General features: G+C 61.5%; 14 protein-coding genes. All 14 read left to right on the top strand.

The window, feature by feature from the left end:
- The coding region (locus HLUSI_RS27195) for a PfkB family carbohydrate kinase (protein WP_016833071.1) at nucleotides 1-772 on the top strand (772 nt) is incomplete at its 5' end.
- Between the two features lie 195 nt (nucleotides 773-967).
- Complete coding sequence (locus HLUSI_RS0105780; protein WP_016833070.1) at nucleotides 968-1,342, top strand: ComEA family DNA-binding protein; 375 nt, start codon at nucleotides 968-970, stop codon at nucleotides 1,340-1,342.
- A gap of 93 nt (nucleotides 1,343-1,435) precedes the next feature.
- Nucleotides 1,436-1,657, top strand: a complete 222-nt coding sequence (locus HLUSI_RS32390; RefSeq protein WP_157137757.1) for a hypothetical protein — start codon at nucleotides 1,436-1,438, stop codon at nucleotides 1,655-1,657.
- Complete coding sequence (locus tag HLUSI_RS0105775) at nucleotides 1,644-2,612, top strand: GGDEF domain-containing protein (RefSeq protein ID WP_016833069.1); 969 nt, start codon at nucleotides 1,644-1,646, stop codon at nucleotides 2,610-2,612. The genes HLUSI_RS32390 and HLUSI_RS0105775 overlap by 14 nt, the downstream gene beginning before the upstream one ends.
- Nucleotides 2,613-2,681: 69 nt before the next feature.
- The gene (locus HLUSI_RS0105770; protein WP_193365570.1) at nucleotides 2,682-4,127 is read left to right on the top strand and encodes a mannose-1-phosphate guanylyltransferase/mannose-6-phosphate isomerase; all 1,446 of its coding nucleotides are present in this window, start codon (nucleotides 2,682-2,684) and stop codon (nucleotides 4,125-4,127) included.
- 116 nt (nucleotides 4,128-4,243) lie between these two features.
- A complete protein-coding gene (locus HLUSI_RS0105765) occupies nucleotides 4,244-6,376 on the top strand; it encodes a DNA polymerase III subunit gamma/tau (RefSeq protein ID WP_016833067.1) in 2,133 nt (710 codons plus the stop codon).
- A 100-nt stretch (nucleotides 6,377-6,476) separates the two neighbouring features.
- Nucleotides 6,477-6,803 carry a YbaB/EbfC family nucleoid-associated protein gene (locus HLUSI_RS0105760; protein WP_029363177.1) on the top strand — a complete coding sequence of 109 codons (327 nt, stop codon included), beginning with the start codon at nucleotides 6,477-6,479 and terminating at the stop codon, nucleotides 6,801-6,803.
- A 52-nt stretch (nucleotides 6,804-6,855) separates the two neighbouring features.
- Nucleotides 6,856-7,158 carry a YciI family protein gene (locus HLUSI_RS0105755; protein WP_016833065.1) on the top strand — a complete coding sequence of 101 codons (303 nt, stop codon included), beginning with the start codon at nucleotides 6,856-6,858 and terminating at the stop codon, nucleotides 7,156-7,158.
- Complete coding sequence (gene recR, locus HLUSI_RS0105750) at nucleotides 7,155-7,751, top strand: recombination mediator RecR (protein WP_016833064.1); 597 nt, start codon at nucleotides 7,155-7,157, stop codon at nucleotides 7,749-7,751. Before HLUSI_RS0105755 ends, recR begins: the two co-directional genes overlap by 4 nt.
- 91 nt (nucleotides 7,752-7,842) lie before the next feature.
- Nucleotides 7,843-8,910 (top strand): alpha/beta hydrolase, encoded by a 1,068-nt coding sequence (locus HLUSI_RS0105745; RefSeq protein WP_050977645.1) that lies wholly within the window; start codon nucleotides 7,843-7,845, stop codon nucleotides 8,908-8,910.
- 17 nt (nucleotides 8,911-8,927) lie between these two features.
- Nucleotides 8,928-10,175 carry a CaiB/BaiF CoA transferase family protein gene (locus tag HLUSI_RS0105740; protein ID WP_029363175.1) on the top strand — a complete coding sequence of 416 codons (1,248 nt, stop codon included), beginning with the start codon at nucleotides 8,928-8,930 and terminating at the stop codon, nucleotides 10,173-10,175.
- Between the two features lie 71 nt (nucleotides 10,176-10,246).
- Nucleotides 10,247-11,284 (top strand): ABC transporter substrate-binding protein, encoded by a 1,038-nt coding sequence (locus HLUSI_RS0105735; RefSeq protein WP_016833061.1) that lies wholly within the window; start codon nucleotides 10,247-10,249, stop codon nucleotides 11,282-11,284.
- A gap of 175 nt (nucleotides 11,285-11,459) precedes the next feature.
- Nucleotides 11,460-12,269, top strand: a complete 810-nt coding sequence (locus tag HLUSI_RS0105730) for an ABC transporter ATP-binding protein (RefSeq protein ID WP_016833060.1) — start codon at nucleotides 11,460-11,462, stop codon at nucleotides 12,267-12,269.
- Nucleotides 12,270-12,320: 51 nt separating this feature from the next.
- The gene (locus HLUSI_RS0105725; protein WP_029363174.1) at nucleotides 12,321-13,172 is read left to right on the top strand and encodes an ABC transporter permease; all 852 of its coding nucleotides are present in this window, start codon (nucleotides 12,321-12,323) and stop codon (nucleotides 13,170-13,172) included.
- The last annotated feature ends 10 nt before the right edge of the window (nucleotides 13,173-13,182 follow it).

Raw genomic sequence — 13,182 nt, 5'->3', positions numbered from 1 at the left:
CGCCAATGTCGCGCGCAATGCCGCCACGCTGGGCGCGCAAACCGGCTTGCTGGGCGTGATCGGACAAGATGAGGCCGGCGCCGTGGTCGAAGGTCTGTTGACCGACCTTGGCATCAGCAGCTATCTCAATCGCGACCCCGCCATCTCGACCATCATCAAGCTGCGCGTCATCGGCCGTCAGCAGCAACTGGTGCGCGTGGATTTTGAAGATGCACCGACCGACACCGTGCTGCGCGACAAACTCACGCAATTCAACGCGCTGATCGGCAATTACGACGTCATCATCTTGTCCGACTACGCCAAGGGCAGCCTGGTGAACGTCGCCGATATGATTGGCGTCGGCAAGAAGCTCGGCAAACGTCTCTTGGTGGATCCCAAGGGCGATGATTTTTCACGTTACAAGGGCGCCTCCATTCTGACCCCGAACCGTTCCGAGCTGATCCGGATTATCGGCAACTGGAAGTCTGAAGAAGAACTCACCACCAAGGCGCAAAACCTGCGCCGCTCGCTGGATCTGGAAGCGCTGCTGTTGACCCGTTCGGAAGAGGGCATGACCTTGTATCAGGACAACGAGGTCGTCAATTTCCCGGCGGTGGCGCGCGAAGTATTCGATGTCTCCGGCGCCGGCGACACGGTGATTGCCACGCTGGCGGTCATGCTCGGCAACGGCGTGGCGCTGACGGAAGCGGTCCGCGTCGCCAACCTGGCAGGCGGCATCGTGGTCGGCAAGCTCGGCACCGCCACCGTCACGCGCGAAGAACTGGCGCTCTGAGCCGGTTTTCCCTGCATCGCCCCAGGAATTCCGAACATTGGGCGCATGCAGGGAGAATTAATACTGCTGCAATTTCGTTTTCATTTTGTCAACTATTGTTCCCGGGAATCGTTAAACTTCTCAGCCCGCCGCAATTCGCCAGCTGAGATCGTCCCTTCCATGATTTAACGATGACCTTTCAAAGGAACAATACCCATGTTGAAAAAACTCACCGCTGCTCTTTTCGCTTTCCTCCTCAGCACTGGCCTGGCGTTCGCCCAGGCTGACGTCAACAAGGCCGATCAGGCTGCGCTGGACGGCATCAAGGGCATCGGCCCGGCCATGTCCAAGCGTATCCTCGACGAGCGCAAGAAGGGCGAATTCAAGGATTGGTCCGACTTTGAAACCCGCGTCAAAGGCGTAGGCGAGAAGAGCGCAGTCAAGCTGTCGGACGCAGGCCTGACCGTCAACGGCCAGGCACGTGGCAAATCGGCGGTAGCACCCGCCAAGTCGGCGGGTAAACCGTTCGGCAAGAAGAAGGACGGCAAGGAAGAGGCTGCAATGGACAAACCGGGGGCGACCAAAGGCTGATATCGCAACGTATTCTGGTCCTGCCGAAAAACCCCGCTTTTGCGGGGTTTTTTGTTTGCTCCTACCTACGGAGAAGGATGCTTGCGGAGATGCTTGATCGGCATTACAGTCACAGGTAGAAAAATAGCCAATAAAGCATCGATAAATAGTTTGGTCGGTAATGGTGGATTTGCGAACAAGATAAGTCCAACAGAGGGGCCGGGGCGCTTGTACGAGCACGGTTTTCCGGCAGGCAAGGACTCAGCTTGCATCGCACGCGTTCGCGGGCAGGATCTCAACCAACAACTGGGCACAGAGACCGATGAAAATCGCTGATATTCCCGTCGACGACCAGGCGCGCGTCGCCGACCTGCATGGGTTGCAGATCCTCGATACACCGCCGGAAGAACGCTTTGACCGTCTGACCAGGCTGGCGCGCCGGCTTTTTTCAGTGCCCATGGCGGTGGTCAGCCTGGTTGACACCAAACGCCAGTGGTTCAAGGCGCGTGTCGGGGTTGATGCCTGCGAAACCGGACGCGATGTCTCCTTCTGCGCGCACGCCATTCTGCGCGACGACGTGATGGTCGTGCCGGATGCTCTGGAAGACGAGCGCTTCAGGGACAATCCACTGGTGACAGGCGATCCGCTCATCCGTTTCTATGCGGGTTGCCCGATTCGCAGTCCGCATGGCCACAAGCTCGGTACATTGTGCCTGCTTGATACCATTCCACGCCGTTTCGACGCCGACGACCAGGCCTTGCTGAGCGATCTGGCGCGCATGGTCGAACAGGAGATGGTCGCGGTGCATCTGGCCACGATGGATGAGCTGACCAAACTGTCCAACCGGCGCGGTTTCGAATCGCTGTCCCAGCATGCGCTGAGCATGTGCAAACGACTCGGCAAACCGGCCTCGCTGCTGTACTTCGACCTCGACTTGTTCAAGCAGATCAACGATCGCTTCGGACATGCCGAAGGCGATCGTGCGCTGGTGGCGTTCAGTAATATTCTGGCGGCCAATTTCCGCGAATCGGACGTGATCGGACGGCTGGGCGGGGATGAATTTGCCGTGTTCCTCACCAACACCGGCGCGCAGGAAACCGCCACCGTGCTGGGGCATTTCGAACAGGCGATCGATCTGCACAATCAGATCAGCAAGCGCGGCTACGACTTGCTGTACAGCGTCGGCGCAATTGAATATGATGCGACCGGGCATGATACGATTGGCGACCTGATGAGCAGCGCCGACGCCTTGATGTATCAGCAGAAGAAGCGGCGCCGCGAAGCGTCGTAGCTCGTGGCTTGCGAGGACAGACGTCCCCGTCGTGGCGCGCTTGTATTTAACTACTCAAAGACAGATTTGATGATCCATTTGCAGCCAGTAATTCTTTCGGGCGGCTCAGGCACACGGTTGTGGCCATTTTCCCGAGAACAGTATCCCAAGCAATTGCTATCCCTGGTAGGTGCTGAAACCATGTTGCAGGCCACGGCGCTGCGAGTGCAGGCCGCTGACGCCACATATAGCCTGGTCAATGCGCCTGTCGTCGTATGCAACGAAGAATACCGGTTCATCACAGCCGAACAATTGCGGGCGGTGGGCAAAGAAAGCAAGCACATCGTGCTTGAGCCGGTCGGGCGCAATACGGCTCCGGCGTTGACTCTCGCCGCGTTGCTGGCGGCGCAGAACGGTGATGATCCGGTGCTGCTGATCATGCCGGCCGATCATGTCATCCGCGACGTTGACGCCTTCCAGTCGGCAATCCGGCAAGCAGTGCCGCACGCGGCTGCCGGCGCCATGGTGACCTTCGGCATCGTCGCCGATCGTCCCGAGACCGGTTACGGTTACATCCAGCGCGGTGCGCAGATTGACGATGCGTACGCAATTGCCCGTTTCGTCGAGAAGCCGGATGCCGCAATCGCGCAAGGCTATGTTGATTCCGGCGACTACCTCTGGAATAGCGGTTTGTTCGTGATGCGCGCCAGCGTCTGGCTGCGCGCCATCGAGCGTTTCCAGCCGGCGATGAGCAAGGCCTGCCGGGCGGCTTTCGACGGCGGCAAGCAGGACAACGATTTCTATCGCATCGACAAGGCCGCATTCGAGGCATGTCCTGCCGATTCCATCGACTATGCCGTGATGGAAAAATTGGCCGATACGCCCGATCTGGGTATTGAAGGCCGCATCATTCCGTTGTCGGCAGGCTGGTCCGACGTCGGCGCGTGGGACGCCTTGTGGCAAGTGGCTGAAAAGGACGGCGCCGGCAACGTCATCCGTGGCGACGTCATGCTGGAACAGGCATCGGATAACCTGGTGTTCGCGCAAGGACGGCTGGTCGCCTGTGTCGGTATCGACAACATGGTCATCGTCGAAACACCGGATGCGGTGCTGGTGGCCGACAAAAACAAGATGCAGGACATCAAGAGCATCGTCTCCCGTCTCAAGGGACAGCAGCGCGGCGAAGCGCTCACGCATCGCAAGATCCATCGCCCCTGGGGCTGGTACGACTCCATCGACAGCGGCGAGCGTTTTCAGGTCAAGCGCATCGTTGTCAATCCCGGTTGCTCGCTGAGCCTGCAGATGCATCACCATCGCGCCGAGCATTGGATCATCGTCAAGGGCACGGCGCGCATCACGCGCGGCGAGGAAGTATTCCTGCTGTCCGAGAACCAGTCCACCTACATCCCGCTGGGCGTCACGCACCGGCTGGAAAATCCCGGAAAATTCCCGCTGGAAATGATAGAAGTGCAATCCGGCAGCTATCTTGGCGAAGACGATATCGTGCGCTTCGACGATACCTATGGGCGCAAGTGAGCCGGCCTCGTCCTGCAGGCGCGGGGCGAATCCGGGCAATTCGGCGATAGTCGGCAAAGACGGGCGCGAAATAGAATAAAATGCCCGTCTGAACCCACGCAGGTAACCTCACGTTTATGTCCTACCAAGTCCTCGCCCGTAAATACCGCCCCCGCAGCTTCGACACGCTGGTCGGGCAGGAGCACGTCGTGCGGGCGCTGACGCATGCGCTGGAACAGCAACGGTTGCATCACGCCTACCTGTTTACCGGCACCCGCGGCGTCGGCAAGACGACCTTGTCGCGCATCCTGGCCAAATCGCTGAACTGCCAGGGCCCTGACGGCAATGGCGGCATCACCGCCCAGCCGTGCGGCGTCTGCGATGCCTGCGTCGCCATTGACGCCGGCCGCTTTGTCGATTACATCGAAATGGATGCGGCCTCCAACCGCGGCGTCGACGAAATGGCGCAATTGCTGGAGCAGGCGGTCTACGCGCCGTCCAATGCGCGCTTCAAGGTCTACATGATCGACGAAGTGCACATGCTCACCAATCATGCCTTCAACTCCATGCTGAAGACGCTGGAGGAGCCGCCGGAACACGTCAAGTTCATCCTGGCGACGACCGATCCGCAAAAAATTCCCGTGACCGTGCTGTCGCGCTGCCTGCAGTTCAATCTGAAGCAGATGCCGCCGGGCCACATCATCAGCCATCTGGACAACATCCTCGGGCAGGAAAACATTGAATTCGAAGCACCCGCGCTGCGCCTGCTGGCGCAAGGTGCGCACGGCTCGATGCGCGACGCGCTGTCGCTGACCGACCAGGCGATCGCCTACGCCGCCGGCAAGGTCACGCTGGAAGCAGTGCAGGGCATGCTCGGCGCCCTCGACCAGTCCTACCTGATCCGTGTGCTCGATGCGCTGGCCGCACAAGACGGCAGCGGCTTGCTCGCCGTGGCCGATGAGATGGCCACGCGCAGCCTGTCTTACAACGCCGCGCTGCAAGACCTGGCAACCTTGTTGCACCAGATCGCACTGGCGCAGACCGTTCCGGCGGCACTGGCCGAAGACTTGCCGCAGCGCGAAGACATCGTGCGTCTGGCCTCGCAATTCAGCGCTGAAGAAGCGCAGTTGTTCTATCAGATTGTCGTGCACGGCCGCAACGAACTCGGCTTGGCGCCGGACGAATATGCCGGCTTCAGCATGACCTTGTTGCGCATGCTGGCCTTCCGTCCGGTCAGCGCCAGCGCCACTGCGCCCATACCGGCCGCCTCGTCTGCACCGGCTGCCGCAGGTGGCCGACCGACCGCACCGCGTCAGGCCGCGCCGCTGATGGCCCCGCAAGTGGCCGTGACCAGCGCCCCGGTCAGCCGTACCCAAGCCGCCACCGCGCCAGCGCCGGCCGCTCCTGCGGCTGCGGTCCCTGCCGCATCCGCTCCCGCTGCCGCCCCGTCGGCGCCCGTCCAGGCAGCCGCGCCGGCCGCACCCACTTCTGCCCGTGAAGCCGCCCTGATGGCCTTGCGTGGCGGCAAGGGGGGCAAGGCCCCCGCGCGGCCAGCGGCTCCCGCAGCCGCCACGCCCGCGCCTGCACCGGCTGCAGCCCCGGCCCCGTCCGCACCGCCTGCACCCGCCGCCAGGGCCGAACGCGCCGCTGCGTCGATGCCGCCGGACATGCCCGAGCCGCCGCCTTTCGATGCGATTGCCGCCATGGGAAGAAGAGACAGGTGCCAGCCTCATCCATGCCACCGCCCATCCCGATGGCCGAGGTCGCTGAAAAAAAAAACTGAGCCACGCACGCACGTAGCGCACACCCACCGCACCCGCGCACGCAGCGCCCGGCCGCCACACCCCGCGCAGCAGCAGGAAACCGCCCGCATCGCCGCCGAACTCGGCTGGGACGGCAACTGGCCGCAACTGGCCGCCGATCTGTCGTTGCGCGGCATGGTGGCGCAGATGGCGCAGCAGAGCGAACTGGTGCGCTGCGAGCAGAGCGGCAACAGCGTGGTTTTCCATTTGCGCATTCCGGTGGAAACCCTGCGCGCCTCGGGCAACATCGAAAAACTGACTGCCGTGCTGGGCGAGCGTTTCAACAAGAACGTACGCGTCGAAACCGAGATCGGCGCCGTGGCCCTGACGGCCAACGCCAGGGCGCAAGCCGATCGCGCCGAACGACAACGTGAAGCCGAGCAGACCATGCAAAACGATCCGTTCGTCCAGGTCATGATGCGCGAATTCGATGCCTCCATCGTGCCGGGATCGATCCGGCCGTTGTAAGAAGCAGATTGCCGGGGAGGAAGCGTGGAATATGCCGAATGTTCCATTTCCGCCACGGCCGAAACAAGATGAATCAATTTAGTTAACAAGGAGTATGACCATGATGAAAGGCCAACTGGCAGGCTTGATGAAGCAGGCTCAAGCGATGCAGGACAACATGAAGAAGATGCAGGACCAGCTTGCATTGATCGAAGTCGAAGGACAGTCCGGCGCAGGGCTGGTCAAAGTCGTGATGACCTGTAAGAATGACGTCAAGCGCGTCACCATCGACCCGTCGCTGCTGGCCGACGACAAGGACATGCTGGAAGACCTGGTCGCCGCCGCCTTCAATGACGCCGTACGCAAGGCTGAAGCAACCTCGCAGGAAAAGATGGCTGGCATGACCTCCGGCATGCCTTTGCCGCCGGGCTTCAAGATGCCGTTCTGACGCGACAGCGAAGTCGCGACGATTTTGCAGGCTGCTTTCATGAGGAGGCATCATGTTCGTGATCTCGATTACCTATACCAAGCCAGCAAGCGAAATCGATTCGCTGCTGACCGCGCATAAGCAATTCCTGAACGAGCAGTATTCCGACGGCGTGTTCCTCATGTCCGGCCGCAAGGTCCCGCGCAGCGGCGGCATCATCATCGCCGATGCGACTGACCGCGCCGAAGTCGAAGCGATCATCGAAACCGATCCGTTCTACATCGGCGGCGTCGCCGAATATGAAATCACCGAATTTGTTCCATCCATGACGGCCGAAGCACTATCCGTCTTCCGGCATACCTCAGACCGAAATTGAAAACCCCGTCCAGTCTTACCCAGCTCACGGAATCCCTGCGCACCCTTCCCGGCATCGGTCCCAAATCGGCGCAGCGCATGGCCTATCACCTGCTGCAGCACGACCGCGACGGCGCCCTGCAACTGAGCCGCGCGCTGGCCCAGGCGGCCGAGACGATCCGTCACTGCGCGCTGTGCAATACCTTCACCGAGCAAGTCATCTGCGATACCTGCCAGGACGGCGGCCGCGACACCACGACCTTGTGCGTGGTCGAGACGCCGAGCGACCAGTTGATGATCGAGCAGACGCTGACCTTCAAGGGCCTGTACTTCGTGCTGATGGGGCGCCTGTCGCCGCTGGACGGCGTCGGTCCCAAGGACATCCACATTGAAAAACTGATCACGCGCGCGACCGACGGCGTGGTCGCCGAAGTCGTACTGGCCACCAATTTCACCAACGAAGGCGAAGCGACCGCACATTACATCAGCGAGACGCTCAAGGCGCGCGGCCTCAAGGTCAGCCGCCTGGCGCGCGGCGTACCGGTCGGCGGCGAGCTGGAATACGTGGACGCCGGCACCATCGCGCGCGCCATGCTGGACCGGCGCACCACCTGATCACCTGACGCCGCGGTGACCAGCGCATCATGACGGACGATCTGCCGCAGAGCAGACGCCAGGGATGATCCAATCCATCCAGGAGACAAACATGCAATTTCTTTCCCGTTGTTCCGTTCGTTTTCGCTTGCCGGCATCGATGCTTTCGGTAATGCTGGCATTGGCCGGTTGCGCCGCCTCGCCGACGGAGCGCAGCTACGAGGTCGCGGAAGTCGGCAGTTTCCACGTCGGCGGCAAGCAGGTGACGCTGGCGGGATTGCCGTCGCGCGAAATCGTGTTTACCGAAGGCGCCGCATCGCGCAAGGTCGATCCCAACGGCGACTTTGAAACCGGCCAGATGTACGCCCAATACATCAAGCTGAAAAATCCGCGGGCCCGCTATCCGCTGCTCATGTGGCACGGCGGCGGCCTCGCCGGCACGACGTGGGAAACCAAACCTGACGGCGCTCCCGGCTGGCAGCAATTCTTCCTGACGCAGGGACACTCCGTCTACGTGACCGATGCGGTGGAGCGAGGACGCGCATCCTGGTCGCGCTATCCCGAAGTCTATAAAACCGAGCCGTTCTTCCGCACCAAGCAGGAAGGCTGGGAGCTGTTCCGCATCGGCGCGGCCGGATCCTACGACAGCGATCCGGCCAAACGCGTGGCCTATGCCGGCACGCAGTTTCCGGTCGCCGCCTACGACCAGTTTTCCAAGCAGGGCATCCCGCGCTGGGCCAGCAATGACGCCGCCACGCAGGCCGCTTACGATGCGCTGGTGCAAAAGGTCTGCCCCTGCGTGATCGTGGTGCACAGCCAGGGCGGCAACTTCGCCATCAACGCCGCGCTGCGTGCGCCGGACAAGATCAAGGCCATCGTGGCCGTCGAAGGATCCGGTGCGCCCGATCCCGACAAGGTCGATATCTCTGCGCTGAAAAATATTCCCTTCCTGTTTGTGTGGGGCGATTTCATCGATCAGAATACGTCCTGGAAGCAATACATCGTGGCGCCCGACAAATTCCGGCGGGCGTTGCGCGCGCAAGGCGGTGTGGCCGACCGGCTCGACCTGCCGCAACACGGCATCAAGGGCAACTCCCACATGCTGATGATGGACCGCAACTCCGATCAGGTCGCTGCATTGGTGCAGGCCTGGATGGACAAGAACGGATTGATGAAATAACCTGCCACTCCTCATTCATGACAACCACTACACCATCTCCCGGTCCGTTGGCCGGCATCAAAGTACTTGAACTCGGCACGCTGATCGCCGGCCCGTTCTGCTCGCGCATGCTGGCCGAATTCGGCGCCGACGTGATCAAGGTCGAAGCGCCGGGCGTCGGCGATCCCTTGCGCCAGTGGCGCGTGCTCAAGGACGGCACCTCGCTGTGGTGGTCGGTGCAGGCGCGCAACAAAAAAAGCCTGACCCTCAACATGAAGGATCCGCAGGCCCAGGACATCGCGCGCAAGCTGGCGCTGGAAGCCGACATCATCATCGAGAACTATCGTCCCGGCGTGCTGGAGAAATGGAACCTCGGCTATGAAGACCTGAAGAAACTCAATCCCGCCATCATCATGGTGCGCCTGTCCGGCTACGGCCAGACCGGGCCGCTGAAGGACTTGCCGGGCTTCGGCGCGATCGGCGAATCGATGGGCGGCATCCGCTACGTATCCGGCCATCAGGATCGCCCGCCGGTGCGCATCGGCATTTCCATCGGCGACTCGGTCGCCGCCTTGCATGGCGTCATCGGCGCGATGATGGCGCTGCGCCACCGCGACGTCACCGGCGGTCGCTGGAACGGCAAGGACGGAGAACTGCGAGTGGCAGGGCAGGGCCAGATGGTCGACGTCGCGCTGTACGAATCGGTCTTCAACCTGATGGAATCGCTGGTGCCCGAATTCGACCAGGCCGGCGTGGTGCGCGAACGTACCGGCGGCGCCTTGCCCGGCATCGTGCCGTCCAATACCTACACCACCGCCGACGGCAAGAACGTCGTGATCGCCGGCAACGGCGACGCCATCTTCAAGCGCCTGATGCTGGCCATCGACCGCGCGGACATGGCCAACGACCCGCAATTGGAGCGCAACGACGGCCGTGTGCCGCGTACCGAAGAAATCGACCGCGCCATCCAGGCCTGGTGCAGCGGCAAGACCATCGACGAGGCGCTGGCGATCCTGCAGGCCGCCGACGTGCCGGTGGGCAAGATCTATTCGGTGCGCGACATGATGAGCGATCCGCAATTCCTGGCGCGCAACATGTTCGAACAGCATGCATTTGCCGACGGTACGCCGATCAAATTGCCTGCGGTGACGCCTAAATTGTCGGAGACGCCGGGCGGCACCAAATGGATCGGTCCGGAGCTCGGGCAGCATAACGCTGAAATCTTGCGTTCGCTGGGGTATGATGACGCACAAATTGCGCAGTTGCGCCAAGACAAGGTCATTTGAAGGCAGTGAAAACTGCCGAATGACACGGCAAAACATAAGCAGATATTGCAAAGTTCATAGGAGGAGACCACATGAAATTCAACCTGAAGCAATTCGCCATTGCGCTGGCGCTGTTCCTCGCCGGCTACCTGACATTCAACACCAACCTGTTCGCCCAGGCGCTGGAAAAACCGAAGGTTTCCATCGCCGTCGGCGGCAAGAACCTGTTCTACTACCTGCCTTTGACGGTGGCCGAGCAACTCGGCTACTTCAAGGATGAAGGCCTGCAAGTCGAGATCTCCGATTTCGCCGGCGGCGCCAAGGCCCTGCAGGCCATGGTCGGCGGCAGCGCAGACGTGGTGTCCGGCGCTTACGAGCACACCATCAACATGCAGGCCAAGAACCAGCCCATCGTCGCTTTCGTGCTGCAAGGCCGCGCGCCGCAGATCGTGCTGGCCGCCAGCAACAAGACCATGCCGAACTACAAGAGCGTGGCCGACCTGAAGGGCAAGAAGATCGGCGTCACCGCACCCGGCTCCTCGACCAGCATCATGGCCAGCTTCGTGCTGGCCAAGGCCGGCCTGAAGCCGACCGACGTGTCTTTCATCGGCGTTGGCGCGGCAGCAGGCGCGTTGTCGGCGCTGCGTTCCGGCCAGATTGATGCGATCGCCAACCTGGATCCGGTCATCTCCATGCTGGAGCAAAAAAACGAGATCAAGATCATCGCCGACACCCGTACGCTGAAGGACACCAACGATGTGTTCGGCGGCCCGATGCCGGCTGCCACGCTGTATGCGCCGGAAGCTTTCATCAAGAAATATCCGAACACCACCCAGGCCCTGACCAACGCCATGGTGCGCGCGCTCAAGTGGATCCAGCAAGCTGGTCCTTCCGACATCATCAAGGCGGTGCCGGAAAGCTATCTGCTGGGCGACCGCGCGTTGTACATCTCGGCCTTCCTGAAAGTGCGTGAAGCGATGTCGCCGGACGGCATCTTCCCGGACGCCGGTCCCGCCACCGCGCTGCGCACGCTGCAAGCGTTCGAGCCTGACCTGGCCAGCAAGAAGATCGACCTGTCCAGGACTTACACCAACGAGTTCGCCAGGAAGGCCAACGCCAAGCACAAGTAAGCGTTGAGTAATACAAAACACACGGGCGCCTTCGGGTGCCCGTCTGCAATTTTCAGTGCCGTATTTTTGCCGTGACGATGTAATAGCCGATGTACCAACCGATGCACCATCCGATGTCCCTCTCGATGTCTTTTTTCAACATACAAGAATTCGGCCTGGCCGGAGACTCCTCGCTATGACGCCAGCACTTTTCCTCGACGACATTACCTGCACCTTCGTTTCCAAAGACGATCGCAACCAGCGCTATACCGCCGTCGCCAACACCACGCTGGCGATCGCACCGGGCGAGTTCGTCTCGGTGGTCGGTCCGACCGGCTGCGGCAAGTCGACCCTGCTCAATGTCGGCGCCGGCCTGCTGCAACCTTCTTCGGGCAGCATCAAGGTGTTCGGCGAAGAACTGGTCGGCATCAACCAGCGCGCCGGCTACATGTTCCAGGCCGAAGCGCTGATGCCGTGGCGCAGCGCGTTGCAAAACGTCATCGCCGGCCTGCAATACCGCGGCCTCGAAGACGGTGAAGCGAAGGCGCTCGGTGAACAATGGCTGGCGCGCGTCGGCCTCAAGGGCTTCGGCGACCGCTATCCGCATCAACTGTCCGGCGGCATGCGCAAGCGCGTGGCGCTGGCGCAGACGCTGATCATGGATCCGGACATCATCCTCATGGATGAACCGTTCTCGGCGCTCGACATCCAGACCCGCCAGCTCATGGAAAACGAAGTGCTCGACCTGTGGAACGCCAAGAAGAAAGCCGTGCTGTTCATCACCCACGACCTCGACGAAGCGATCGCCATGTCGGATCGCGTGGTCGTGCTGTCGGCCGGTCCGGCCACGCATCCCATCGGCGAATTCACGATCGACCTGCCGCGTCCGCGCGACGTCGCCGAGATTCGCACGCATCCGCGCTTCGTCGAACTGCACCAGCAGATCTGGTCGGTCCTGCGCGATGAAGTGCTCAAGGGATATCAACAACAGAAGACCGCGGCTTAGGCTTAAGCCAACGGCGGCCGGCACCTATAAAAATTCGGGCAAAGAAACATCATGTGGAAACTCCTCAAACCTAGTCATAAAAACCTGCTCTTCTGGCAATTGCTGGTGCTGGTCGTGGTACTGGCGGTGTGGCATATCGCCACGCGCAATGAACAGACCGCGTTCTTCTTCGGCGAGCCGCTCAAGGTCGCCGTGCGCATCTGGCAGTGGTTCACCGTCGGCAGCGGTTCGCTCGAAGTCGGTTTCGGCGACACCACTTTCTTCACGCTGAACTTCCCGGCGGAAATCTATTCGCACCTGCTGGTCACGCTGACCGAAACCGTGCTGGCCTTCGGCATCGGCACCGTACTGGGCCTGGGCATCGGCCTGTGGCTGGCGCTGTCGCCGCTGGCGTCGGCGATCCTTGATCCTTATGTCAAGGCCGCCAACTCGATGCCGCGCGTCATCCTCGCGCCGATTTTCGCGATGTGGTTCGGCCTCGGCATCTGGTCCAAGGTGGCGCTGGCGGTGACGCTGGTGTTCTTCATCGTCTTCTTCAACGTCTACCAGGGCGTGAAGGAAGTCAGCCCGGTGGTGCTGGCCAACGCCCGCATGCTCGGCGCCAACGCGCGTCAGTTGCTGCGCACGGTGTACCTGCCGTCGGCGACCTCGTGGGTGTTTTCCAGCCTGCACACGTCCATTGGCCTGGCTTTCGTCGGCGCCGTGGTGGGTGAATACCTGGGTTCGGCGCGCGGTGTCGGCTATCTGATTTTGCAGGCGGAAGGCAGCTTCGACATCAACACCGTGTTTGCCGGCATTGTCGTGTTGACGGCGTTTGCGCTGGTGCTCGACGTTGCCGTGGGCGTGATCGAGAAGCGCCTGATGAAGTGGCAGCCGAAATCGGGTGAGACCGAAAAAATGTAGCCGGTGCAGC

The organism is Herbaspirillum lusitanum P6-12, from assembly GCF_000256565.1.
In the GTDB taxonomy this organism is placed as follows: Bacteria; Pseudomonadota; Gammaproteobacteria; order Burkholderiales; family Burkholderiaceae_D; genus Herbaspirillum; species Herbaspirillum lusitanum.
This window is presented reverse-complemented; position numbering and strand designations above follow the sequence as displayed.